Source organism: Exiguobacterium acetylicum (genome assembly GCF_019890935.1).
GTDB lineage: Bacteria > Bacillota > Bacilli > Exiguobacteriales > Exiguobacteriaceae > Exiguobacterium_A > Exiguobacterium_A abrahamii.
Genome location: NZ_CP082333.1, coordinates 821,023 through 846,190, shown reverse-complemented (window position 1 = coordinate 846,190; position 25,168 = coordinate 821,023). Strand labels below are relative to the sequence as shown.

The window sequence follows — 25,168 nt, the reverse complement described above, 5'->3', positions numbered from 1 at the left end:
AAGGCGTGCACTTTTTGCTGTGTTCATTAAATTTTGAATTGATGTGTCTGACTGTCAAGCGACGTCGTCGTCGATTCGAGTTCTTGCATCAATTGATGAATCTGTTCGAACGAGGCCTGTTGATCACGCATTGAAGCAGCGATCTCTTCATTTCCAGCTGCAAGTTCTTCCATGACACCACTGACTGTACTGACTTGACCAACGACATGGCGGGCTTGTTGTTTCGAATGTACGAGTTGTTTCGTCACATAATCGAGTGTTTCCGTCACGTTTGCTACCTTTTGACGTGTCTCACTGAAAGCTTGCTGGACGTGCGTAAAGTTCTCGACCTGATTCGTCTGCTCCCGCTCCGCTTGGACGAGTGCTTCTTGTAAGACAGCCCCGTCTTGGCGAATCGAACGGACGAGTGAGAAGATTGAGCGCGTCGCCTCATTTGTCTCATCCGCTAACTTTTTAACTTCACTAGCCACGACAGCAAATCCGCGACCGGCTTCCCCAGCCCGCGCCGCCTCGATGGCCGCATTGAGTGACAACAAGTTCGTCTGCGCGGAAACTCCAGCGACGAGTTGCGCCATTTGTTCGATTTGTTGCGTCTGTTCTAAGAAACCTTCCAGTTTCTGACCGAGTTCGCGATTTTGTTCTGTTGACGCGCGAAGTGACCGTGCTTGCTGTTCCATGACGGAACTACTTTGAACCATCACGTGATCGGCCGCCTGTCCTTCTGCATAAGCGGTTTGTGCACGTTGTTCACTCTCTTCAAAGAGCTGTTGCATATCTGACATCGTACTGACCGTCGTCTGAATATCGTCCGATACCGTTTGAGTACCACTCGCCATTTCATTAATCGCATGGGTCATGTTGCCAGAAACTTCAACGATGTTCGCGTTCTCTGTCGTCGCTTCCGTACTCATCTGACGAATCGTGTTCGACGAACGACTGATCGTTCCGATGACCTCATGCAATGTTCCTTGCATCTGCGCAACCGCTGTCTCGAGTCGACCAATCTCATCTTTTCGACCGGATACGACTAATTCCTGCGATAAGTCTCCGTCCGAAATCTGTTCTGCTGTCCGAACGACACGGCTGATCGGTCGCGTGATACTACGTGCGAAGTACCAGTTGTATAATGCAAGACCAATCAGGAGAACGAATGTCGCAATCAATACGGTCCGTGTCAAATTCAATGTCTCGTCTTTCGCTTCACGTTGTAAGACATCATAAAACTCTCCATTTTTCGTATGTAACGTGTAGAGATCACTGAGGACACCTTCGATTCGTGCGGCATGGGAGCGAATCTCAATCGGATTCATCGCGTCCGTCAGTTCCGTCCGTTTCACAGCAAGCGTCTTATATTTCATATCCGCCCGGTTCAACTCTTCTTGAAATGCTGGAATCAAATACGTCTTTTGTAACTCGTTTAATGCCTGTTCGTTCTTTTTGCTAAGTGCCTGGACTTGCTCCGCCTGACTTTCAGACGGTTGGCTTGCCAGTCGGTTCCATGCTGCCTGTTCATATAAGAGCTTCGTTTCAAGCTCTGAGATTTCAACGAGCTGTTTCCCGTAATCTTCGTTATAGGACTGAATTTGACGGAGTTGGAACAAGGTCCATCCCATCAAGATGACGACACTCAAAATCGTCACTAACGTGGAGAGTAAAAATCGTTTCCGTAACGTCATTGGATCGTCACCTTACCTTCGAGCACGTCTTGTTGTAACTGCTCTAATTTTTTTCGTTCCCCGTCCGTAAAGTTCGTGTTTCGGATTGGAGCCAACTGGATTGCTCCTTCTTTGACACCCAGGACGACTTGTCCGGACTGTAGACCCTTCGCAGCCACATCTTGTCCGATTTTCGTAATCGCAAGATCAACTTGTTTTAGCATTGACGTCATGACAGCGTCAGGTGCAATCGGGGTTTGGTCGCTATCGACACCGATCGCTTTTTTTCCTTTCGTTTGCGCTGCCTCCAGGACACCGCTTCCCGTCAATCCAGCAGCTGCGTATAATACGTCTGCCTTTTTCTGCATCATTTCGTTTGCGAGCGTCCGTCCCTTTTCGGGCGCTGCAAAGTCCTCTGCATATTCGACGAGTACTTTCGTTTTTGGATTGACCGCTTTAGCGCCAGCTATGTATCCCTTTTCAAACTTCTCGATCAGAGGCGACTTCATCCCACCGATGAAACCAATCGTATTCGTCTTCGTTTGAATCCCTGCAGCCGCACCCGCTAAATAGCTTCCTTCGTCCTCTTTGAACGTAACCGAGAGTACGTTCGGTAACGTCGATACAGCATCAATCAAGGCGAATTGTTGTTTCGGATATTTTTTTGCAACCGTTTCAAGATCCGTCTGCCCCATGAATCCGAGTCCGACGATAACAGTCGGCTTCTTTTTCGCTAACGCTTCGAATGCTGCTTTATAGGTCTTCGTTTCGTTCAACTCTCGGTAATCGATTGACCAACCTTCCTTCTCCCGTAACAACGCCATGCCGCTCATCGCCGCATCACTGAACGATTGATCGCCAAGACCAACATCCGACAAGACGACCGCCATTTCCTTTCGTTCCTTGACTGCCCGTTCTGGATCATCGATGACACTGCCGCACCCTGCAAGGCTAAGTGTCGATGCCAGTATGATTCCGCTCCACCGTTTCATTCATTCCACATCCTTCCGACATTCTACATCTGATTATCGGAAGCGATGTCTGACTTCTTAATACAAAATTTAAATTCAGAATAGTCCCATAACAAAAAAATGCCCCTCTAAAAAAGAGGGACATGTCAGATATTCTTAGTAATCGCTATCAGATGTACCACCTGTAACGATTGCGATTCCTGCTGATGCACCAATGCGTGATGCACCTGCATCGATCATTGCTTTTGCACCTTCGAAGTCACGAACGCCACCAGATGCTTTAACACCGATGTCAGGACCAACTGTCTCACGCATGAGACGGATGTCTTCGACAGTTGCACCACCTGTTGAGAAACCAGTCGATGTTTTCACGAAGTTAGCACCTGCTTTAACTGAAAGTTCAGCAGCTGTTTTGATTTCTTCTTTTGTAAGAAGGCAGTTTTCGAAGATGACTTTAACGAGTGTACCGTTTGCCGCTTCGACAACCGCACGAATGTCACGTTCTACTAACTCAAGGTCGCCATCTTTTAATGCACCGATATTGAGAACCATATCGATTTCTGTTGCACCGTTTTGGATCGCATCTTTTGTTTCGAAAGCTTTCACTTCTGGTGTGTTTGCTCCAAGTGGGAAGCCGATGACTGTACATACTTTGACGTCATCATCTGATTTTAAGAGTTCTGCTGCTAACGCGACGTATGTTGGGTTAACACAGACGCTTGCAAATTTGTATTCTAATGCTTCTTTACAGAGTGTTTCGATCTGAGCACGTGATGTTTCTGGCTTCAGTGCCGTATGGTCGATCATTCCTGCTAAATTCATGTTTGTTGTCCTCCTTAAGGGTATCCCTTAGACTCTGTTTTTATTCTATCACGCAAGAGGTCAGACTTCTATCTTTTTAAGCGACTTTTCGGAGCTGTTTTTTTCGAATCCAGACACCATTGAGCGTAAAGACGATCGCTGCTGCCCAAATACATGTAAACGCCACCATGTGCGTTTTAGTAAATGGTTCGTGATACAGCAATACACCGAGTCCAAGCGACAAGGTTGGTGCGACGAATTGGAGGAATCCGACCCATGTGAACGGAATCCGTTGTGCCCCGAATCCGAATAACAAAAGTGGAACAGCGGTGACAATCCCGGTCAAGATGAGTCCGGTCGTTGTACCGACAGATTCGGTCATCGAAGACGTCCCTTGTACTTGCCAATAGCCGAGGAAAATCAAAGCAAGCGGAAGCGGCGCCATCGTCTCGAGCGTCAGACTGACCGTTGATTCGAGCGGTCGTCGCTTTTTGACGACGCCGTAAAAGCCGAAGCTTAAGGCAAGCGCGATCGAAATCCATGGAAACTCGCCGTAGCCAATCGTCAAAATCAGGACACCGATTGTCGCAAGAACAATCGAGATCCATTCGATCCGTGAGAGCTTTTCACGAAAGAATACGACACCGAAGACGATGCTGACAAGCGGATTGATGTAATAACCAAGCGACGCTTCGACAATGAATTGATGATTGACGGCCCAGATATAGATGAACCAGTTCAGACTGATGATCAGTCCGTTTAAGAAAAAGAGTCGGCGCGTGAACGGATCGCGTAACGCCGCCTTCCATTTTCCAAGTGCTTTTTGAAACGACAATAAGATGAGTAGAAATAAGAACGACCAGATGATCCGGTGTGCCAGTATCTCTTCACTCGGTACATTGGCGAGCATCTTCCAGTAGAGCGGTAAGAGTCCCCAAATGATATACGCGACAAGTGTCGCAAAGAATCCTGGTAGATTCACGTAATCCCTTCTTTCATTATGATACCTTCTTCATTCGCATTTTCCCTGCCGATAAACCGCTGATCGTAAATAAAGCAACGGCAATCCAAATGAACAGGAAAGCGATGAAGTGAATCGTCGTAAAGACGTCATTAAATAGATAAATTCCAAGGAGCAGCGTCAGCGTCGGGGCAATGTATTGCAGAATCCCGACGTAGACAAACGGAATTTTCGGCATTCCGTATCCGAATAACATCAATTGGACTGCTGTTGCGATCCCGAGCATGATGATCGCAATCAATGCACTCGTCGGCATCGCAAGCGGTTGACTATCTGTCACACCAAGCGTCAAGAGAGCGAACGGAAGGGTGACCAGTGTCTCTAAAAATAATCCGGATAATGGTTCGGCTGCTGCCTTTTTCTTCAGCACACCGTAAAATGCGAACGAGACGGCAAGTGAAAAGGCGATAATCGGAAATTGACCATAACCGAGCGTTAAAATCATCACACCGATGATTGCTGATAAAATCGCAATCACTTGCGGACGCGTCAATCGTTCCTTAAAAAAGATCAAACCGAACAAGACGCTGACGAGCGGATTGATGTAATACCCGAGTGACGACTCAACGATATACCCTTCCCCGATGGCGTACAGATAGAGCGACCAGTTCCCACCTAATACAAGCCCTGCCGCAAGCACGGTATAGCGCTGACGTTTGTTTTGCCATAATTGACGAACGAATTGGAATTTCTTCGTCAGGCGTAACAACAGTGTCACGAAAATGAACGCACTCAAAATCCGAATCGAAACGACCGTCCATGCTGGAATACCAGCAGCAAATACTTTGTAGATCGGCAACAGTCCACCAATCACGTAGGCGACGAATGTCGCACTCATACCCCGTTTATCCACGGTCATCCCCCTTATGTATGAAGAAAGCCGCCAGTGGCGACTTTCTTTGAACCTTATTGCCCGTCAAGCGTCGTAAACAACTCGCGTAATTCCTCTTCTGTCAAATCACGCCAAGAACCAATTGGTAAATCGCCAAGCTCGATGTTCATGATCCGGACGCGTTGGAGACGTTTGACCCGGTAGCCGAACTCTTTACACATACGGCGAATCTGACGATTTAACCCTTGCGTCAAAATGATCCGGAATGTCCGTGTCTCAAGTGGTTCAACGATGCATTCCTTCGTTGTCGTACCGAGAATGTCAACACCACTCGCCATCCCTTGAATGAACGTATCCGTAATTGGTGCATCGACGGTTACGATATATTCTTTGTCGTGATTGTTTTCTGCTCGTAAGATCCGGTTAACGATATCACCGTCATTCGTCAACAGAATCAAGCCGTCTGAATCTTTATCGAGACGACCAATCGGGAAAATCCGCTTCGGATGGTTGACGAAATCGATGATGTTTCCTTCGATGTCAAGCTCTGTCGTACACGTGATGCCGACTGGTTTATTTAAGACGATGTAGACAGGTTTTGGCTTCGTTTGGAGCGGTTGACCGTCGATTTCGACGACGTCCGTCTCTTCAGCTTGCGAGCCGAGTTCTGCTGTCAGACCGTTGATCGTTACACGACCTGCTTCGACTAATTTATCGGCAGCACGCCTTGAGCAAAAGCCCGTTTCGCTAATGAATTTGTTGATTCGCATGAATGATATCCTCTTTCCTTAATTGAACTGTATTCAGTGTAGCGCATTCCTGAAATGAAAACAAAAAAAGTGGCAAAGAAAACCAGAGGTTTCCTTTGCCCTTTCGATTAGACTGCAGCGTCTTTAAGTGTCTGCATGATGCGAACGAATTGACCATCGTTCATCGGATAACCCGCTTTCGTGATTTTGACACGAACGAGTTGTCCGATCATCGACTCATCGCCTTCGATTGCGACACGTAGATAGTTATCCGTATAACCGACGAGACGACCGCCTGCTTCTTCCGAGAATTCTTCCGGAATGATTTCAAGCAGTTCTCCCTCATATTTCGAAGCATATTCCTTCGCGAGTTGATCCGATAAGGCGATCAAACGCGCGACGCGTTCTTCTTTGATTGATTCCTCGACTTGATCGTCCATCATCGCAGCCGGTGTTCCTGTCCGTTTCGAGTACGGGAAGACATGCAATTCACTGAACTTATGATCATTGATGAAGTTGAACGTTTCCATGAACTCTTCTTCCGTCTCGCCTGGGAAACCAACGATGACATCTGACGTGATTGCACAGTCAGGCAGGACTTCCTTCAGACGCGTGATCCGTTCTCCGAATTCCGCCATCGTATATTTACGACGCATCCGGCGAAGGACCGTATCGGATGCCGACTGGATCGGAACGTGCAAGTGACGAACGACGATCGGTGAGTCCTTCAGGACATCGAGTACCTCGTCCGTGATTTGACTCGCTTCGATCGACGAAATCCGTAAGCGTTCGAGTCCGTTGACGGATTCGAGTGCTTTAAGTAGTTTCGCTAAGTTGTAGTCTTTTAAGTCTTCTCCGTATCCACCTGTGTGGATTCCCGTCAAGACGATTTCTTTGTAACCCGCATCAACGAGCTGTTGTGCTTGCTTCAAGACATCTTCTGGTTGACGAGACCGCATGAGACCACGTGCCCATGGGATGATACAGAACGTACAGAAGTTGTTACAACCTTCTTGAATTTTCAACGAAGCCCGTGTCCGGTCCGTAAAAGCCGGTACATCCAGTTCTTCATAGACTTTGGCTTTCATGATGTTTCCGACCGCATTGATTGGCATGCGTTCTTCACGGAATTGTTCGATGTATCCAATCATTTTATGCCGATCTTGCGTTCCGACGACGACATCGACGCCAGGAATCGCCATGATCTCAGCAGGAGACGTTTGAGCATAACAACCCGTTACGCAGATGACACTATCCGGATTTTGGCGAATCGCCCGTCGGATGACTTGGCGACTTTTCTTATCTCCGGTATTCGTGACCGTACATGTATTGACGACATACACGTCCGCATGATCAGCAAAATCAACGCGTGCGTAGCCAGCGTCCTTGAACAGTTGCCAGACAGCTTCTGTTTCGTAATGGTTGACTTTACAGCCAAGCGTTTGAAAGGCAACAGTTGCCATTTCGTTCACCCTTTCAATTCAAAATGATACGAGACGGCGGAAAGGACATAAAATGGTGCCGTTTCCGTCCGTAAGATGCGGCGCCCTAGAGCGGCTTTTTTAAAACCGGCATCCGTCAAACGTGCGATTTCTGCTTCAGCGAACCCACCTTCAGGTCCGATGACGACAAGAAGGGAATCACCCTCTTGCAGCCCAGCAAGCGTCGTAGCGAGGACGGAGGCCTCCCCTTGTTTTGCTGATTCTTCATAGGCAACCAGACAAGCCGTATAGTTCGATGCATCCTGTAAGACTTCATCATACGCCACGAAGTCGACTGTCGGCAAGTGGGCACGGTACGATTGTTCCGCTGCTTCCTTGACGATTTTTTCGAGTCGTTCAAGCTTTTTCGGGACTTTCTTCTTGTCCCATTTCGAGACGGAACGGTCGGCTTCGAAAATTCGTAGATGATGGATCCCGAGTTCCGTTGCTTTTTGGGCAACGAGTTCGATCTTATCGCCTTTTGGCAATCCATGAGCGATCGTCACACGAATCGGTAACTCCGTCTCGATCGGTAGAGTCTCTTCGATCCGGGCAGAAGCCGCTTGTTTATCGAGTGCTTCCAGACGGCACCGGTAAAGACCTGTCCCGTCGAGTACGAGAATCTCTCCGCCGACTTCCATCCGCATGACGTTTTTCATATGGTGTGCGTCGTCTTTCGGGAGATGAAACACATCTCCCTGACGCATCGAGGGCTCGACGAAATACCGTTGCATGTGTTTACGCCTCCCGTTTCGCGATGATCGCGACCCAGTCCTCAAGCTTCGTTGTCTCGACGATCGTAAATCCTGCTTCTTGCATCGCTTGGACGACCATATCCTTCTTCTGACTAATGATACCGGAAGCGATGAAATGACCACCTGGTAACGTCAACGTATAGGCATCCTTGACGAAAAGGAGGATGACTTCCGCTAAGATGTTCGCGACGATCAACTCGACCGGCTCACTCAATTCCTTCATCAAGTCGCCTTGGCGAACCGTGATCTGCTCACTGACTTCGTTCAAAGCGACGTTTTCCGTCGCTGATTTGACAGCGACTTCGTCTAAATCGAGTGCAAAGACATCTTTTGCCCCAAGCTTCGCTGCTGCGATCGCTAAGACACCGGATCCCGTTCCGACATCGACGACACGGTCTTGCTCTTGCAAGTAGTTCTCAATCGCTTGAATACAGAGGACCGTCGTCGGGTGTGTTCCCGTTCCGAATGCCATACCTGGATCGAGCTCGATGATTTTTTCATCCGGTTGTGGTGTATAGTCTTCCCACATCGGGACGACCGTCAGATGGCGACTGATCTTGACTGGCTTATAGAATTGCTTCCATGAATGAGCCCAATCTTCTTCATCTACTTGAGTCAGCGTGACAGCACCCGTGCCAATCGACAGACCGAAGTTCGTCAATTGTTGGATGTCATGTTCGATGCCTTTGATCGTGTCCGTCAAATCGCTGCTTTCTGCAAGATACGCCTTCACGAGTACACCTTGAGTCGGGTACTCGTCCCGTTTCGTCTCATCCCAAATTTCACCGAAGTTATCTTCGCGGTGGGACATCATCTCGAAATCTTCAACGTCCTCGATGACGACTCCGCTTGCTCCCGCTTCATGTAAGATGTTTGAAACTGCTTCGATGGCTTCTTGTGTCGTATGGACACAGATCTCTGACCATTTCATTTCTTGTCACGCTCCTCTGTAGTGATCACCCTGTAAAGAATGTCTTGATCCGGCTGAAGACACCTTCGTGTTGCTCTTCGACACCTTTTTCATCGCTGATTTCATTGAATTCCCGTAAGAGTTCTTTTTGACGTTCTGTCAGATTCTTCGGTGTAATGACGACGACATTGACGTACTGGTCGCCATGGTGACCGGACCGAACGTTCGGCATCCCTTTTCCACGGAGACGGAATCGCGATCCTGTCTGTGTGCCCGCTGGAATCTTCAGACTGACCTTACCATGAACAGTCGGCACTTCGATCTCATCGCCAAGTGTTGCTTGTGCGAATGTAAGTGGCATATCCATGACGATATGATCGTCGACACGTTCGAACAGTTCATGTGCTGCGACACGAACGACGACATACAAATCACCCGCTGGTCCACCGTTGACACCAGCTTCCCCTTTTCCTGCTAAGCGGATTTGTTGCCCATTATCGATCCCTGCTGGAATTTTGACACGGACATCTTTGTTTTTACGAACGCGACCAGCTCCACGACATGTTTCACATGGCTCCTTGACGATTTGTCCACGGCCATGACATGTCGAACATGTCGTTTGGTTGACGACACGACCGAACATCGTGTTTTGTTCGACGTTGATGTGACCCGAACCACCGCATCGTTTACATGTTTCCGGATGTGTTCCTGGTTTGGCACCCGAACCATGACATGTACCGCAATCTTCTTCGACTGGGATCGTGATCGTCTTCTCGACGCCTGTGACCGATTCCATGAAGTCGATTTCCTCGACGTATTGTAAATCCTGTCCTTTACGTGGTGCGTTTGGATCTTGACGACGTCCGCCACCGAAGAACATGTCGAAGATGTCGCCAAATCCTTCAGCTCCACCGAATCCACCGCCACCTTGTGATGGATCTTGGTGACCGAATTGGTCGTAACGTGCTCGTTTATTGTCATCGGATAACACTTCATACGCTTCCGATAATTCCTTGAATTTCGCATCCGCATCTGCTTCCTTGTTGACGTCCGGGTGGTACGTCCGGGCAAGCTTACGGTACGCGCGTTTGATTTCCGCTGATGAGGCATCGCGCGCGACGCCTAGTACTTCATAATAATCGCGTTTTTCCACGTGCAGTCTTCCTCTCTCTATTCCGATTCATTTCATACTGTTTGATTTTACCGAACTTCGTGCGACATGGAAAGAACCAAAGCGCGGATACGCTTTGGCTCTCTCTAGCGCCCGAAAAATCGGTCGGATGAATTACTTGTTGTCTTTCTCGTCGACTTCTTCGAACTCAGCGTCCATGACGTTGTCGTCTTGACCACCAGCTTGTGCGCCTTCAGCGCCAGCTTGTTGCTGTGCCATGTTCTCGTAGACTTTTTGTGTCAACTCTTGGACGACTGTCGACAATTCGTCTTTTGCAGAACGGATTGCTTCGATGTCTGTTCCTTCGAGAGCTTTTGTTACTTTTTCTTTTGCAGCTTCTGCTTTTTCTTTATCAGCGTCAGCGACTTGCTCACCGAGGTCTTTGATTGCTTTATCTGTTGCGAAGACGAGTTGGTCTGCTTCGTTGCGTAATTCGACTTCTTCTTTACGCTTGTTGTCTGCGTCCGCGTTTGCTTCTGCATCTTTGACCATTTGCTCGATGTCCGCTTCAGTCAAACCGCTTGATGATTGGATCGTGATCGACTGTTCTTTGTTCGTTCCAAGATCTTTCGCAGAAACGTTAACGATACCGTTCGCATCGATGTCGAATTTAACTTCGATTTGTGGCACACCACGTGGTGCTGGCGGAATGTCCGTCAATTGGAAGCGACCAAGTGTTTTGTTATCTGCTGCCATTGGACGTTCCCCTTGGAGGACGTGGATGTCAACAGCTGGTTGGCTGTCTGCTGCAGTCGAGAAGACTTGTGATTTCGAAGTTGGGATCGTTGTGTTACGATCGATCAATTTCGTCATCACGCCACCCATTGTCTCGATACCGAGTGAGAGTGGAGTTACGTCGAGAAGAACGACGTCTTTGACGTCTCCTGTCAATACGCCACCTTGAACCGCTGCACCGAGGGCAACGACTTCATCCGGGTTAACCCCTTTGAACGATTCTTTACCAGTGAAGTCTTGGATTGCTTTTTGAACTGCAGGAATACGAGTCGAACCACCAACGAGGATGATTTTGTCGATTTTGTCTGGTGTCAGACCTGCATCGTTCATAGCACGGCGTGTTGGTTCCATCGTACGTTCAACGAGATCTGCTGTGAGATCATCGAATTTCGCACGTGAAAGTGTCATTTCCAAGTGAAGTGGACCTGATGCGCCAGCTGTGATGAACGGAAGGCTGATTTGTGTTGAAGAAACACCTGAAAGGTCTTTTTTCGCTTTTTCAGCAGCATCTTTCAAACGTTGAAGCGCCATCTTATCTTGAGCAAGATCGATGCCGTTTTCTTTTTTGAATTCTGCTACGAGATGGTCGATGATTTTTTGGTCGAAATCATCTCCACCAAGACGGCTGTCACCAGCAGTTGAAACAACTTCAAAGACACCATCACCGAGTTCAAGGATCGACACGTCGAACGTACCGCCACCAAGGTCATAGATGAGGATCGTGTGATCTTCGCCTTTTTCGAGACCGTATGCGAGTGCTGCCGCTGTAGGCTCGTTGATGATCCGTTTTACATCAAGACCAGCAATCGTACCAGCGTCTTTTGTCGCTTGGCGTTCTGCATCGTTGAAGTAAGCAGGTACTGTGATGACAGCTTCTGTGACTTTTTCACCGAGGTAGTCTTCTGCTTGCGCTTTTAGTTTTTGAAGGATGATTGCAGAGACTTCTTGTGGTGTGTAGTCTTTGCCTTCAACTTCTACTTTATAGTCCGTACCCATATGACGCTTGATCGACATGATCGTGTTCGGGTTCGTGATCGCTTGACGTTTTGCGACTTCCCCTACTTGACGCTCGCCGTTTTTGAATGCGACGACAGATGGTGTCGTACGGTTTCCTTCTGCGTTAGCGATGACGACTGGTTCGCCACCTTCCATTACTGCGACACATGAGTTCGTTGTACCTAAGTCAATACCAATGATTTTTGCCATGATCTATTTCCTCGCTTTCAATGATTGGAATAATAAAGTGTAAGCCGATTACTCAGCTACTTTAACCATACTCGGACGAATCACACGATCGTGCAATTTGTACCCTTTTTGGAATTCAGCGATGACGACGCCTGATTCGTGTTCTTCACTCGCTTCTTGAACGACCGCTTGGTGTAAGTTCGGATCGAACGCTTCACCGACAGCTGGAATCTCGACGACGCCTTCATTTTGAAGCGTTTCGACGAGTTGACGTTTCACCATTTCGACACCCGTCAAGACGGATTTCGTTTCTTCGTTTTCCGTCTCGATTTGGAGCGCACGGTCCAAGTTATCGACGAGTGGCAATAGCTTTTCGACGATGGCTTGTGAAGAATACTTCGCGCGATTCTCTGCTTCGACACGGTTGCGACGTTTGAAGTTCTCAAAATCCGCACGGAGGCGTAATTCTGAAGCTTTCGCTTCTTCGAGTTGTGCTTCGAAGTCTGGTTTCTCATCTTCGACGAGATCCGCTTGGATGACTTCTTCTTCTGTGACTTCGACGGTTTCAGTCGGCTCTGTCACGTTTTCTTCTTGTTGGAGGTTTTGATTCTGTTCTTTTTCTTCCACTCTGAATCGAGCCCCTTTCTATATTCAATCCAAATTGTTCTTATGCAATTCGGTTTGGAATGCTTGAAGTAGATGGATGATCGAGTTGATTCCCCGGTTGTAATCCATCCGTTTCGGTCCGATCAAGGCGAGTGTCCCGATCGAGACACCGTCGACCGAATAATGGGCCCGGATGACGCTACAATCTTTTAATGCATCCACATTGTTCTCACTCCCGATCGTAATCAGGATTTGATTATCGAGATTCGGTCGGAGGAAATCGAGAACGGCTTCTTGCTGTTCGATCAACTCGAGAACAGGTCGTAGTTTGGCGACGTCCTGAAATTCAGGCTGATCGAACATGTTGGCTTTCCCGCCCAAATAGATGAACGGTCGCTCCTCTTGATCCGTCAAGACGAGATCAAGTGCCTTCGAGAGCAACACCGTCTGTTCAGAATGCTCTGAACGAAAGCGACGGATTTCCTCGAGCAGACGACTGCGCAAGGCTGAGAGCGGCGTACCGCGCAACGTCTGATTCAGACGTTCCATCAGCCGGCTCGCTGCTTCTTGGGACAACGCTTGATTCAATTGCAGGGTCTTGTGTTCGACATGTCCCGTCTCGGTGACGAGAACGATGACGACACGACCTTCGGCAAGAGGAATCAATTCCAGATGATGCAAGCGTTGTCCTTCTTCTTTTGGTCCAAGTACAAGCGTCGTGTAATGGGTTAAATCGCTCAACAGGTCTGCTGTGTGCCGAATCAACCGATCATTCTCATTCACGGAATGGGCAAAGAGTGATTTCAATGCCTGCGCTTCTTTTGGTGTGATGCTTTCCGGACGAATCAGATGGTCGACATAAAAACGATATCCGAGTTCGGAAGGAATCCGTCCTGCGGAAGTGTGTGGCTTTTCAATCAGACCCATCTCTTCGAGGTCCGCCATCTCGTTACGAATGGTCGCGGAACTGAACGTCACGTCGTCTCGCTTGGAGAGCGTCCGTGAGCCGACGGGTTGAGCAGTCTTAATGTAATCATCGACGATTGCACGTAAAATCAACAATTGACGATCCGTCAGCACCTTCTTCACCACCTTATTTTGTTAGCACTCACTTTTAACGAGTGCTAATTACATCTTTTACTATAAGGAATTGTCCGTCCGATGTCAACCGAATTGCGTGACCCTTTGAACAGTTTCCCATTCTGCGATACAGTGAAACAAAGAACGGAAAGGATGAATCGGATGATTGAATTATTGGCAATGGCAGGAGTCTTTGTCTGGCTGTTCATCGCGGTCATCGGAACGACTGCCTATTTTTTAAGGAAATCCAAAAAATGAAAAGAAGCGGTATTCCTCTTTTTTAAGGGAACACCGCTTCCTTTCATTTATTCAAGATTCATTGAACCTGCGCTTCACCGATGAACTCCGCAAAGACTTCGTTCGCTAATGGAACTCCAGCAGGCGTCAAACGGATATGTGTCTCCGTCTGTTCGACGAGACCGTTTGGCAATAAACGTTTCATGACTTCACCAAACACATCTTTAAACGCTACTCCATATTTCGTCCGGAAACGTTCGAGTGATACGCCATCCTTCATTCGAAGTCCGAGGAACATCTCTTCTTCCATCCGCTCTACGTTCGTTAACGGCGTCTCTTTTCGAACCGGTAACCCTTCCGCCTTGATATAGTGCGGAATTGGTGCGATGTTCGCACGACGCGTCTGATTGATATAGCTGTGTGATCCTGCACCGAATCCGTAGTACTCATCGTTTTCCCAGTAGACGCGATTATGACGACTCTCTTTTCCTGTTTGCGCGAAGTTCGAGATCTCATACTGCGCATATCCACCTGCTTCGATCGTATCAATCATCACTTGATACATCTCTGCCTCGAGATCTTGCGTCGGTAGCGGTAACTTTCCTTTTCGCTCTTGAATTGCAAAGACCGTATGCGGTTCTAAGATTAATGAATAAGAAGAGATATGCGTGATCGGTAATTGAAGCGCCCGCGAGACGTCGTAGCGGACCTGATCGAGCGTCTGATTCGGTAAGCCGAACATCAAGTCGACGGAGATGTTATCAAACCGTTTTGCTGCTGCGTCGAGCGTCTGCGCGACTTTCGCTTCCCGGTGCGTCCGACCGATGCGTTCGAGCAACCCGTCATCAAATGATTGGACACCAAAACTGACGCGGTTGACACCGCCCGCTTTCATGATATCGAGTTTCTCTTCCGATACACCGTCCGGGTTCGACTCGACCGTGTACTCTAAATCATCGCCTGTCAGTGGCAACAAGTGCTTCTGGATGATTTCCATCAACCGTTGCATCTGTGGTTCATTCAAAGCGGTTGGTGTGCCGCCACCGATGAAGATCGTCTCGAGATGATCCGTCGGGTATTGTTTCAACGTCAGTTCGATTTCGCGTTCGAGCGCATCGAGGTATTCATCGACGGGCTGATTCTTTAAAAAGACTTTATTGAAATCACAGTAATAACAAATATGTTCACAAAAAGGGATGTGGACATATGCGGCGCGTATTCCCATTTCGCCTCATCCTTTCTCTATAAAAACCAAAAAGGGGACGCAAGCGCCCCCCACCTGTTTAATCTTCGTCCATGGATAGAACGGACATGAAGGCTTCTTGCGGTACCTCTACTGAGCCTACCATCTTCATGCGTTTCTTACCTTCTTTTTGCTTCTCGAGCAGCTTCCGTTTACGAGAGATATCTCCCCCGTAACATTTCGCGAGAACGTTCTTCCGTAATGCCTTAATCGTCGAACGAGCGACGATCTTCGTTCCGACTGCTGCTTGGATCGGCACTTCAAACTGCATCCGCGGAATCAATTCTTTCAACTTATCAACGATGACTTTCCCGCGTTCGTACGCAAAGTCACGGTGAACGATGAAGCTGAGCGCATCGACGTTCTCGTTGTTGAGCAGGATGTCCATCTTGACGAGACGCGACTGTTGGTAGCCGATCAATTCATAATCAAGTGACGCATACCCTTTCGTACTCGATTTCAACTGATCGAAGAAGTCGTAGACGATCTCAGATAACGGTAACTCATACGTGATTTTGACACGTGTCGTATCGATATATTGCATGTCAACGAATGTCCCACGCTTCTTCTGACACAATTCCATGATCGCACCGACGTAATCATTTGGTGTCATGACAGCAGCCTTAACGAACGGCTCTTCGATGAATTCGACTTTTTGCTGATCCGGCATCTTCGATGGGTTATCGACGTGCAAGACTTCACCCGCTGTCGTCGTCACGTGATAGATAACCGATGGTGCCGTCGTGATCATATCGATGTTGAACTCACGTTCGATCCGCTCCTGGATGATTTCCATGTGGAGCATCCCAAGGAATCCACAACGGAATCCGAATCCGAGTGCTTGTGATGTCTCTGGTTCGAACTCAAGCGCCGCGTCACTGAGTTGTAGTTTTTCAAGCGCTTCTCGTAAATCGTTGTATTTCGCAGCATCGATTGGATAGAGTCCACAGTACACCATCGGATTCATCTTCCGGTATCCTGGCAGTGCTTCAGTAGCCGGCTGTTTCGCAAGCGTGATCGTATCCCCGACACGTACATCGCCGACCGTTTTGATCGACGCAGACAACGTTCCAACATCACCCACCGTCAATTCTTGCTGACGTAATGGTTTTGGTGTCGCAACGGCAAGCTCCAGAACCTCAAAGTCCTTACCTGTCGACATCATCCGAATCTTGTCGCCGACTTTAACTGTTCCGTTGACGATTCGAATCGATGCTACGACACCACGGTAAGCATCATAATAGGAGTCAAAGATCAATGCTTCGAGTGGTGCAGACGGATCACCCGTCGGCGCTGGTACTTTCTCGACGATTTGTTCGAGAATTTCTTCAATACCGATCCCTGCCTTCGCAGAAGTCGGAACGGCTTCAGATGCATCAAGTCCGATGACATCTTCGATTTCTTGACGGACGCGTTCGACATCCGCAGAAGGTAAATCGATTTTGTTGATGATCGGAAGGATTTCGAGATCGTTGTCGAGTGCTAAGTAAACGTTCGCAAGCGTCTGCGCTTCGATTCCTTGCGCCGCATCGACGACGAGGACAGCCCCTTCACAAGCTGCAAGTGAACGCGAGACTTCATATGTGAAGTCGACGTGTCCAGGTGTATCAATGAGGTGAAGAATGTAGTCTTCCCCATCTTTTGCTGTATACTTCAATTGAACAGCGTTGAGTTTAATCGTGATGCCACGCTCACGTTCGAGATCCATGGCATCAAGCGTCTGATCTTTCATTTCGCGCGATGTCAACGCGCCAGTTTTTTCTAAAATTCGGTCAGCGAGTGTCGACTTCCCGTGATCGATATGGGCAATGATCGAGAAGTTACGAATACTCTTCTGCCGCTTTAAACGGTCTTCATTCGTCATGTTTAGAGTCACCTTACCTTATTTTCAAACGTACATACGGTTCATTATACCAAAAAGCGCTTCACTGTACTATCTCGTTTTGTTTTACCCGAAAAACAAAATGTGAAGATTCCCTAGACGTCGTATTGCTTTTAAGAAAAACGTTTGCTACAATTGTGTTTGTTCTGTTGAACGATAACTGCAGATATGCGAATATAAATCTCGAATGAGTTTTATTGGAGGTGAATCATCCATGGCTAACATTAAATCAGCAATCAAACGCGTTAAAACAGCTGAAAAACGCCGCGTCGCTAACGTACAACGTAAATCGGCAATGCGTTCAGCGATTAAAGCAGTCGAAACTTTCGCAGCTGAAGGTAACAAAGACCAAGCGGTCCTTGCTTTCGCTACAGCTTCTAAAAAAATCGACAAAGCTGCTGCTAAAGGTCTCATCCACAGCAACAAAGCTGGTCGTGACAAATCACGTCTCGCTAAACTCGTAAACGCACTTTAATTCTTTCCGAAGAATACGGTGATGGGTCGCCACTAGGAGGGTTCTCCAGTGGCGATTTTTTATATGATCTAAAATGGCGGACGAAGGACTCGTGTAAAACGATTCCTTCGTCCGCCATTTCTTGTCTTACTTGTCGTCTAGACGATCGATCATGACATAGTGAAGACCGATTCCTTCAATGAGGAACGGTTCTCCAACACGTTCCAGTCCGAGGCGCTCATAAAAAGGAAGTGCCGTGACGCGGGCGTTACACCACCATGCTGTCACTTGTCGTTCTTTCAATAGGCGACGGGCTTCTTCGATCAGCGCCCGACCATACCCTTCACCACGCACATCTTCACTCGACGCCATACCACGAAGCTGATACGTCGCTCCTGGCGCTTGTGCATGCGATTGTTCCGAGAAACTACCAATTGCGACGATTTGCTGTGCTTTTATCCCGCCGAGATGAAACGTCGATGGCAAGGCATCGTCTGGATAAACACATGCTTCACGTGGTTGATGCGGACGTAACACATCATGCCGTAATGGGATGACCTCTTCTGCTGTAATGATCTGGACTTCCATCATCGTTTGCCTCCTCTTATAGCGTCGCTAAGCGAACAATCAACGCATCGAATAGAATCTTCTTATCACCGCGTCCTGTCTTCATACCTTCATCTGTCGTCGTGATGGCGATGAGTGCTTGCTCGAGCTGCGCAAACGTAAACCGCTTGGCAGACTGGAGTGCCAATTTAATCGCATACGGATGAGCTCCGACTTTTGATGCGATTTGTCGTTCTCCGTATCCTTGTTCTGCTAATCGTTTCGACAGCAGCATCATCCGGTATTGGCGTGCCATCAGCCCAAGGAGAGCCAACACTTCCTGTCCTTGTTTTTCAAGGTCGCGAATCAAGCGGATCGCTGGTTCGAGTTGACGCTTCATCAAGTAGTCCGTTAATTGAAAGACGTTGTCCTCTAGTGTCCGCGGAACAAGCAAATCGACATCTTCGATTTCGATCGTTGGTCGGTCCCCTGCAAACAACATCAACTTTTCAAGTTCATGGGCTAATGTCCCCCACATCTCAGCAGTCAAAAAAATGAGTCGCTCGATTGCCGGACGTTCCATCCGGTATCCTTTGTCGTTGACAGCATCCAGAACGAAGCGGAACAACTCTTCGGTCGTCGGTTTTTTTGCCTCTAGTACCGTCGCGCGCTCCTTCAATCGTTTGACGACGGTTTTTCGTTCATCTAGCTTTTCTGCTTCGACGATCAAGACAACGACCGCGTAGTCTGCCGGTTGTAGGATATAATCTGCTAATCGTTCGAGGTTATGTTGTTTTTTATCTTTCGCTCCTGTCAGAAACGTTGCAGGTTTTGCAACGACGACGCGGTAGTCGCTTAAAAAGGGTACTGTCTCCGCTTCATCGAGTACCGCATCAAGCGGTTGGTCGTTCAAATCGATTTTCATATAATCAAAACGTTCTCCGTCTGGAAGAGCCGCTTTTACGATTTCACGTTCCCATTCTTCTAACAAGTGTCGTTCTGTTCCATATAATAAGTATAAATTCGCTAATTTTCCGTTGACGAGCCAAGGAGTTTTCATCATTCCCACCACATTTCACAGTTTGTTCTTAACTTCATCATAGATAATCCTCTTTTATTCCGCTATACTAGAAGCGGAATCTATTAAGGGGGAATGCAGCATGGCACATTCAGTACGCCCACCAAGTGAAAACGCGTTCGAGAACGATATTCAATCAAAACGCAACGATGCGCTCGACTCTGCCGTTGGTTTTGGTGCATCATTCGGCTTCTTCGCAGTCTTGTTCATCATCGGTGTCGCAATTAAGTTCTTAAGTCTATAATCAGTAAAACAGCAACCTTGGGGGGTTGCTGTTTTTTTATTTTATCATAGGTTCACAGCCCGCTGAAGAACAAGTTACACTCCCGTCCTCATCCGTTCGAAAGACGATCCGATCTGTCCCGATTCGCTCAAGCACGTCCGGATGCGGATGCCCGTATCGATTTTTTCGCCCGACTGACAAGATGACAATCTTCGGGTTCGTCTTCTGCAAGAGTTCTTCACCGGTCGACGTGTTCGAACCATGATGACCTGCTTTTAGAATATCGATCGGACCAATCGTTAACTCGTCCTCGATTGCTAGTCCAGCGTCACCCGTCAGTAAAACACGTTGTTTGGCGATCTGTGCAAGTAATATGATAGATCGATCGTTCTCTTCTTCTTTTCGTTCAGTCGGTGCAAGTACATGCAACCAAGGACGAATCGTTTGCCCCTTTTGAACGAACTCGACACGCGTTCCAGTTGCTTCGATCGAACGAATCAAATCGTTTCGCTTCTCATCCGTGTTGTCATACGCACCTAAATAAATGGTTTTCACGCGAACTTGACGCAGTAATCCTAGAAGTCCACCGACGTGATCATGATCAGCATGCGTCACGATGAGACCGTCGATTTCTGCTTCTCCTCGTGTGAATAAAAAGGGCGCGACGATATGACTACCCGGATCAAACGGACGGAGCAGTGGATGCGTCGTTTGCTGATAAACACCACCTGTGTCTATGACGAACGTCTCTCCTGCTTTCTCAAGTACGATACTATCCCCTTGCCCGACATCTAAAAACGTGATTTGTTCAGATGCGCGCCACTCCGTGTAACCCCATGCCGTAAGCAAAAGAATCAGCGGGAGTGCATGCCCCCACCATCTCCGTTCAGCAATATACCAAGCGATTCCTGTTCCGACAACGACGATTGTCAAGACGATCGGAGAAAATGCTGGAACGGCAACCATTGCTAACGGTAGATCCTCCGCCAGTCGTAACGCTTGGTCCATCCATTGAATCGCGTACTGATGCGCGATCTGAAACGTCGAACTGAGCGGTAAAAACGGAAGCGTCGCAAGGAGGAAAGATCCCGGCAGAATCACCCACTCAATCCAGCCACCAATCAATAAGTTCAAGAATGGCGACCAAATTGAAACCGTCGTCTGTTCAATAACCTGTAAAAAGAGGAGTGTTCCAAACTGTGCCCAAGCACTGATAAGCAGCCAGTTCCAAGGACGACGAACCGAACCCATGAGTCGTCTCGACAGCACAAGAAAAAGCGTCAGTCCGACCGTCAATTGAAATCCGATATCGTAAATGACAGTTGGTTGAATCGCCAATTGAAAAGCCGCGACCCCCGCAATGACCTCCAAAGGATCTAACGGTTTGTGGAAACGACGACCGAGCAACAGAATGATCGCGACGAGCACAGCCCGCGTGACCGGTGGACTCCACTCCGTCAACCATCCGTAAATCGGTAGTAAGATCAGAACGATATCAAGTCGTTTTTCTTTTGTCATTCTGATTTTTCGTAAGACATACAGCAGACTAAACACTAAAAAAGCGATATGTGATCCTGAAATGACGATCGCATGTAATAAGCCGAATTTCTTAAACCGTTCGAGGGTCACTTGATCCATTAATCGATCCTCACCAAATACAAGTGCTTCGACGTAGAATGCTTGCTTTTGTGGTAACAAGTCTTCAATCCGTTTCAACCATGCTTGACGTACCCGTCTTCCTTCTGCCGCATACCCAGGTGTCGGATGACAGGAATCAAACGAACGAACTTCCCACTTTCCAGCGTAACGATGTGTATGCATGAATTGCAGTTCGTCAAAACCTCCCGCATTCGATTGCTGGCGGACATCAAGCGGTTCCGTAGTGACGCGACAGGAGTATCCGATTCGTTCGTATCCTGTCTCTTCTTCTGCAATTGTTGCTGTCAATAGAACCGATTGACCGTTGCTCTCCGCCTCATAGCGAATTCGATCCCCATTACGCTTCCCTGATAAGATGTCAACAGACGAGACGTCGTGCGGTTCAGGTGACAGATGACCCATTCCGATGAATAGACAACTCAGAATGAACAAGAAGAAGAGACGACCGATTGAAAAAGACCATGACTTCATGATCGCAAAGAGCATCAGGAACACTAACCACCAAATCGATTCTTTAATGGCGACAATGAATAAAAGGACGAACAGCGCATGAAGTGGCATCAGTAGACGATCAGGTAGGATTTTAGCAATTCTAACGTCTTTTCCCCAAATCCCTTCACATCTCCGAGTGATTCATACGTCGCAAATCCTCCCTTCTCCTCACGATAGGCCAAGATTGCTTCTGCTTTTGCAGGACCGATTCCCGGAACCTCCATCAATTGTTCCGCCGTTGCCGCATTGAGGTCAATCAATCCTTTCGGTATCTCTGCTTTTGAGCGTTTCGTTGGTTTCGGCTGATTTTTCGTCTTTTTTACCGGCACGATGACCTCCTGTCCATCAATGAGGCGTGCCGCGAGATTCATTTGTCGAATGTCAGCTTTCTCAGTCGTCTTTGCTTTTTCGATGGCATCCTTCACTCGATCACCGAGGTGGAATTGATAGGGTCCAGGTGCTTCTACCGCTCCTTTCACATCGACCATGATGAGTTTGTCACGAATCGAGGTCTCCTTTTCTGCTGGCTCTGCTTTTGCCTCTTGTTGTCTATCCGTTAAGGACGGTTGATCGACCATCGCTTCATTCGAACAAGAGGGTAATGGTACGAACAATAAAATGATGAGTAGCAGGACGACGACGAGACCTGCAATCTGTTGCAAACGTGGAACGGTCAAGACGAATCCCTCCTTTTCCCACGACTCTAACAGGTCGCTACGGACTTCAGGAAACGAAGGAATACGCACTAACCACTCTTTTACAACACGATACGGTATGTTATGTCGGATGAAGGTCATATCATCCATACCATTACTTGAATTAGCATCTGTTTGACGAACAAAAAATCCGTCTCCTTCAAGCAACACGAACGTGTATCGCTTAAAGAAAACGGATGAGATCACTTTTACATTTTTTCAGCAACGAAGAAAATCCGCTCGGCTGTCTCAGAAGGAGCATCCGGTCCAAAATCGCCTGTGACCGCGAGAACCCGGAATCCGGCGTCGCGTAACCACGTCACGTACTGTGCCGGAGGATACGTCCGCTGATGATGCGTTTCATCGACACGTTCATAGCGACCGTCCTCTTCCTCGATGAAGAAAGTCAGTTCATGGACGACAGAAAGCGGTGCTTCACCAGGATCCGCGAACCAGATATACGAACTTTGCTCCGCATGTGTCGCGTACGTCTTTCCATTGAACAACGTTTCCATCTTGTAAGGAGAGTGTGTATCAAATAAGAGACGTCCACCCTCTTTGAGGATTGCTGCTACATGTGTAAACGTCTGTTTGACATCCTCTTCCGTCCGGAGATAGTTCAAGGAGTCGCATAGGATCGTCACGGCATCGACAGGTGTCGGCAATTCGATTTCGCGCATGTCTTGCGCCCAGAATTGAATGCGTAATCCCTCTTCCATCGCTTTTTCCTGCGCGACTTCGAGCATCTCTTCCGATAAATCGATTCCGAGCATCTCATAGTGTGCCGCTAATGCAAGCGTCGCCGTACCTGTTCCACATCCGATATCAGCAATCGTACTTCCAGTCGGAACGTATGCTTTGACCCAGTCGACCCATTGATCGTACGGGACGTCTTGCATCAATTCATCATAGATGTAGGCGAACTGTTCGTATGCCATTAGTTGACCTCGACTTCAACCTTTGGAGCATCTGCCCAGAGTTTTTCGAGATTATAGTAATCACGATCGTCACGGTGGAAGACGTGAACGACGACGTTTTCAAGATCCGCTAACACCCAACGTGCCGCATCGAATCCTTCGAGACGTTTGATCGGCAGGTTATGTTCGTGCGCGACTTCTTTGAGTTCACGTGCGATTGCCTGTACTTGTTTTTCTGAATTCCCTTCACAGATGACGAAGTAGTCGGCAACTGGTGAGATGCTCGACATATTCAGGACGACGATATCTTCAGCGCGTTTATCGTCGATGGCATTTACGATTAATTGTAATTCTTGTTCGACTGTCATAGGACGGTCCCCTTTCGTTTGGCCGCGACGAAGGCATTATACGTCTCAATCGTACGCGGAAAGATGATGGCTTGTTTTTTACATAAAAAATGAATCGTCTGACTGAGTGTCGCGATGACGGCGTCCGTTAAATCCTGCTCCGCTACTTCACGAAGCGCTTCGACACCTGGATAACTGCGATTTGGTTCAATCGCATCCGCGACGAAGATGATTTGATCGAGCAACGGCATACCGGGTGCCCCCGTCGTGTGATTTGCGATGGCCTGATAAATCACTTCTGAATCAAGACCAAGTTCTCGACGGACAAGCTCCGCACCCACTGGCGCATGAAGCAGTTCGTCATCATAATCGAGTAAAACACGTTGATTCAATTCAACGGCAATCGAACGCATCTCATTCGTATCGCGGTATTTCGCATAATCATGAAGCATAGCAGCAAGCGTTGCTTCTTCTTCGTCAACACCATATTTAAGAGCCAAGTGTCGTGCTGTCTCGACGACACCTAATGTGTGCACATAGCGTCGCTCAGGCAACGTACGCTCAATGATTTGTCGTGCTTCTTCAAGGCGCATATAGATTCCACTCCTCAATCCGTTGTCGAACGGCTTCCGGTACAAGGTAGCGAATGCTCCGTCCGCGCGCGACCCGTTGCCGGATATCCGTCGAAGAAATTTCTAGCAATGGCATATCGACCGCTTTCACACGGGCACCACGTGGAATCAGATACCGACTGCCCGGTCGAGCGACGGCACCAAAGACGACTTCCTCGTATAACCGTTCGGCTTGATACCACGTATCGAGACTCACGAGTGAATCTGCTCCAATGAGAAACAGAAATTCATGCTCCGGGTACCGGTGCTTGAGTGCACGAATCGTATCATACGTATAGGAAGGCTCTTCGCGCTCAAACTCGATTGCTGAGACGGAAAAGGTCGGATTCAATGCAATTGCTTCTTCTACAAGGCGTAAACGCTTGGTTGCGTCTGTGACTGTACGTTGTTTATGCGGTGGCACATTCGCTGGTACGAACCAGACCGCATCGAGTTCGAGTTGTTCCTGCGCTTGTTCGGCAATCAGGAGATGACCGATATGCGGAGGATCGAACGTTCCGCCCATCAGTCCGATTTTCATCGTGGCAATTCGAGCGTCTTGTTCTCTTTTGATTCTTTATAGAGAACGATGACTTTTCCGATGACTTGAACGAGTTCAGCATTCGTTCCTGCGACGAGTTCTTGTGCGACATCCTTCGGCGCGTCCGCACAATTTTGCAATACTTGTACTTTCAAGAGTTCCCGTTTTTCGAGCGCATCCATCAAATCAGCGCACATCGCTTCGCCGACTCCATTTTTACCGACTTGGAAAATCGGGTTTAAATCGTGAGCTGTCGCGCGTAAAAAACGTTTTTGTTTACCTGTTAACATG

General features: G+C 48.1%; 26 protein-coding genes. 2 read left to right on the top strand and 24 right to left on the bottom strand.

All coding sequences use genetic code 11. The annotated features are described in order from the left end of the window. Positions 1-26: 26 nt before the first annotated feature. The 15 genes from K7G97_RS04365 to lepA all read right to left on the bottom strand — a co-directional run bounded on the left by K7G97_RS04365 (position 27) and on the right by lepA (position 17,296). Positions 27-1,676, bottom strand: a complete 1,650-nt coding sequence (locus K7G97_RS04365) for a methyl-accepting chemotaxis protein (RefSeq protein WP_223041448.1) — start codon at positions 1,674-1,676, stop codon at positions 27-29. Next, entirely contained in the window at positions 1,673-2,647 is a 975-nt protein-coding gene (locus tag K7G97_RS04360) for a BMP family lipoprotein (protein ID WP_029341009.1), read from the bottom strand. Before K7G97_RS04360 ends, K7G97_RS04365 begins: the two co-directional genes overlap by 4 nt. A 135-nt stretch (positions 2,648-2,782) precedes the next feature. Next, positions 2,783-3,448: a deoxyribose-phosphate aldolase gene (gene deoC / locus K7G97_RS04355; protein ID WP_023467449.1), complete on the bottom strand. Its 666-nt coding sequence runs from the start codon at positions 3,446-3,448 to the stop codon at positions 2,783-2,785. A gap of 76 nt (positions 3,449-3,524) precedes the next feature. Next, positions 3,525-4,409 (bottom strand): EamA family transporter RarD, encoded by an 885-nt coding sequence (gene rarD / locus K7G97_RS04350; protein ID WP_223041447.1) that lies wholly within the window; start codon positions 4,407-4,409, stop codon positions 3,525-3,527. 16 nt (positions 4,410-4,425) lie between these two features. Continuing rightward, positions 4,426-5,307: an EamA family transporter RarD gene (rarD, locus tag K7G97_RS04345; RefSeq protein ID WP_238239084.1), complete on the bottom strand. Its 882-nt coding sequence runs from the start codon at positions 5,305-5,307 to the stop codon at positions 4,426-4,428. A 47-nt stretch (positions 5,308-5,354) separates the two neighbouring features. Beyond that, entirely contained in the window at positions 5,355-6,050 is a 696-nt protein-coding gene (rluF, locus tag K7G97_RS04340; protein ID WP_223041446.1) for a 23S rRNA pseudouridine(2604) synthase RluF, read from the bottom strand. Positions 6,051-6,157: 107 nt separating this feature from the next. Then, a complete protein-coding gene (mtaB, locus tag K7G97_RS04335; protein WP_023467445.1) occupies positions 6,158-7,492 on the bottom strand; it encodes a tRNA (N(6)-L-threonylcarbamoyladenosine(37)-C(2))-methylthiotransferase MtaB in 1,335 nt (444 codons plus the stop codon). Between the two features lie 5 nt (positions 7,493-7,497). Beyond that, positions 7,498-8,244 (bottom strand): 16S rRNA (uracil(1498)-N(3))-methyltransferase, encoded by a 747-nt coding sequence (locus tag K7G97_RS04330; RefSeq protein ID WP_223041445.1) that lies wholly within the window; start codon positions 8,242-8,244, stop codon positions 7,498-7,500. Positions 8,245-8,248: 4 nt separating this feature from the next. Next, positions 8,249-9,196, bottom strand: a complete 948-nt coding sequence (prmA, locus tag K7G97_RS04325; protein ID WP_029341002.1) for a 50S ribosomal protein L11 methyltransferase — start codon at positions 9,194-9,196, stop codon at positions 8,249-8,251. 25 nt (positions 9,197-9,221) lie between these two features. Then, positions 9,222-10,328 carry a molecular chaperone DnaJ gene (gene dnaJ / locus K7G97_RS04320; protein ID WP_223041444.1) on the bottom strand — a complete coding sequence of 369 codons (1,107 nt, stop codon included), beginning with the start codon at positions 10,326-10,328 and terminating at the stop codon, positions 9,222-9,224. A 132-nt stretch (positions 10,329-10,460) separates the two neighbouring features. Beyond that, positions 10,461-12,287 (bottom strand): molecular chaperone DnaK, encoded by a 1,827-nt coding sequence (gene dnaK, locus K7G97_RS04315; protein ID WP_035398411.1) that lies wholly within the window; start codon positions 12,285-12,287, stop codon positions 10,461-10,463. 48 nt (positions 12,288-12,335) lie between these two features. Then, positions 12,336-12,893, bottom strand: a complete 558-nt coding sequence (grpE, locus tag K7G97_RS04310; RefSeq protein ID WP_223041443.1) for a nucleotide exchange factor GrpE — start codon at positions 12,891-12,893, stop codon at positions 12,336-12,338. Between the two features lie 24 nt (positions 12,894-12,917). Continuing rightward, positions 12,918-13,964, bottom strand: coding sequence for a heat-inducible transcriptional repressor HrcA (hrcA, locus tag K7G97_RS04305; protein WP_262415793.1), 1,047 nt, complete (start codon positions 13,962-13,964; stop codon positions 12,918-12,920). A 304-nt stretch (positions 13,965-14,268) separates the two neighbouring features. Beyond that, on the bottom strand, positions 14,269-15,414 hold the full coding sequence (gene hemW / locus K7G97_RS04300) for a radical SAM family heme chaperone HemW (RefSeq protein ID WP_223041442.1): 1,146 nt from the start codon (positions 15,412-15,414) through the stop codon (positions 14,269-14,271). 58 nt (positions 15,415-15,472) lie between these two features. Further along, on the bottom strand, positions 15,473-17,296 hold the full coding sequence (gene lepA, locus K7G97_RS04295; RefSeq protein ID WP_023467435.1) for a translation elongation factor 4: 1,824 nt from the start codon (positions 17,294-17,296) through the stop codon (positions 15,473-15,475). A gap of 232 nt (positions 17,297-17,528) precedes the next feature. Between lepA and rpsT the strand changes: the two genes are divergently transcribed. After that, positions 17,529-17,789: a 30S ribosomal protein S20 gene (gene rpsT / locus K7G97_RS04290; protein WP_023467434.1), complete on the top strand. Its 261-nt coding sequence runs from the start codon at positions 17,529-17,531 to the stop codon at positions 17,787-17,789. Between the two features lie 126 nt (positions 17,790-17,915). On the opposite strand, the gene K7G97_RS04285 is transcribed toward rpsT, so the two are convergent. Together K7G97_RS04285 and holA are read right to left on the bottom strand one after the other, a co-directional pair. Continuing rightward, positions 17,916-18,359 carry a GNAT family N-acetyltransferase gene (locus K7G97_RS04285; RefSeq protein ID WP_262415792.1) on the bottom strand — a complete coding sequence of 148 codons (444 nt, stop codon included), beginning with the start codon at positions 18,357-18,359 and terminating at the stop codon, positions 17,916-17,918. Positions 18,360-18,372: 13 nt separating this feature from the next. Beyond that, complete coding sequence (gene holA / locus K7G97_RS04280) at positions 18,373-19,377, bottom strand: DNA polymerase III subunit delta (protein ID WP_231681748.1); 1,005 nt, start codon at positions 19,375-19,377, stop codon at positions 18,373-18,375. A 97-nt stretch (positions 19,378-19,474) separates the two neighbouring features. Between holA and K7G97_RS04275 the strand changes: the two genes are divergently transcribed. Continuing rightward, positions 19,475-19,636, top strand: coding sequence for a YqzM family protein (locus K7G97_RS04275; RefSeq protein WP_023467431.1), 162 nt, complete (start codon positions 19,475-19,477; stop codon positions 19,634-19,636). A 36-nt stretch (positions 19,637-19,672) separates the two neighbouring features. Here the strand turns inward: K7G97_RS04275 and K7G97_RS04270 are convergent, their stop codons facing one another. The 7 genes from K7G97_RS04270 to yhbY form a co-directional block, all read right to left on the bottom strand. Further along, positions 19,673-21,835 (bottom strand): DNA internalization-related competence protein ComEC/Rec2, encoded by a 2,163-nt coding sequence (locus K7G97_RS04270; protein WP_223041441.1) that lies wholly within the window; start codon positions 21,833-21,835, stop codon positions 19,673-19,675. Next, positions 21,835-22,443 (bottom strand): helix-hairpin-helix domain-containing protein, encoded by a 609-nt coding sequence (locus K7G97_RS04265; protein ID WP_223041440.1) that lies wholly within the window; start codon positions 22,441-22,443, stop codon positions 21,835-21,837. The genes K7G97_RS04270 and K7G97_RS04265 overlap by 1 nt, the downstream gene beginning before the upstream one ends. Before the next feature lie 227 nt (positions 22,444-22,670). Next, positions 22,671-23,399 (bottom strand): class I SAM-dependent DNA methyltransferase, encoded by a 729-nt coding sequence (locus K7G97_RS04260; RefSeq protein WP_058704798.1) that lies wholly within the window; start codon positions 23,397-23,399, stop codon positions 22,671-22,673. After that, positions 23,399-23,746, bottom strand: a complete 348-nt coding sequence (rsfS, locus tag K7G97_RS04255; protein WP_023467427.1) for a ribosome silencing factor — start codon at positions 23,744-23,746, stop codon at positions 23,399-23,401. Before rsfS ends, K7G97_RS04260 begins: the two co-directional genes overlap by 1 nt. Next, the gene (gene yqeK, locus K7G97_RS04250; protein ID WP_223041439.1) at positions 23,743-24,318 is read right to left on the bottom strand and encodes a bis(5'-nucleosyl)-tetraphosphatase (symmetrical) YqeK; all 576 of its coding nucleotides are present in this window, start codon (positions 24,316-24,318) and stop codon (positions 23,743-23,745) included. The genes rsfS and yqeK overlap by 4 nt, the downstream gene beginning before the upstream one ends. After that, positions 24,308-24,877: a nicotinate-nucleotide adenylyltransferase gene (nadD, locus tag K7G97_RS04245; protein ID WP_223041438.1), complete on the bottom strand. Its 570-nt coding sequence runs from the start codon at positions 24,875-24,877 to the stop codon at positions 24,308-24,310. The genes yqeK and nadD overlap by 11 nt, the downstream gene beginning before the upstream one ends. Then, positions 24,874-25,167, bottom strand: a complete 294-nt coding sequence (yhbY, locus tag K7G97_RS04240) for a ribosome assembly RNA-binding protein YhbY (protein WP_023467424.1) — start codon at positions 25,165-25,167, stop codon at positions 24,874-24,876. Before yhbY ends, nadD begins: the two co-directional genes overlap by 4 nt. Position 25,168 lies beyond the last annotated feature (1 nt).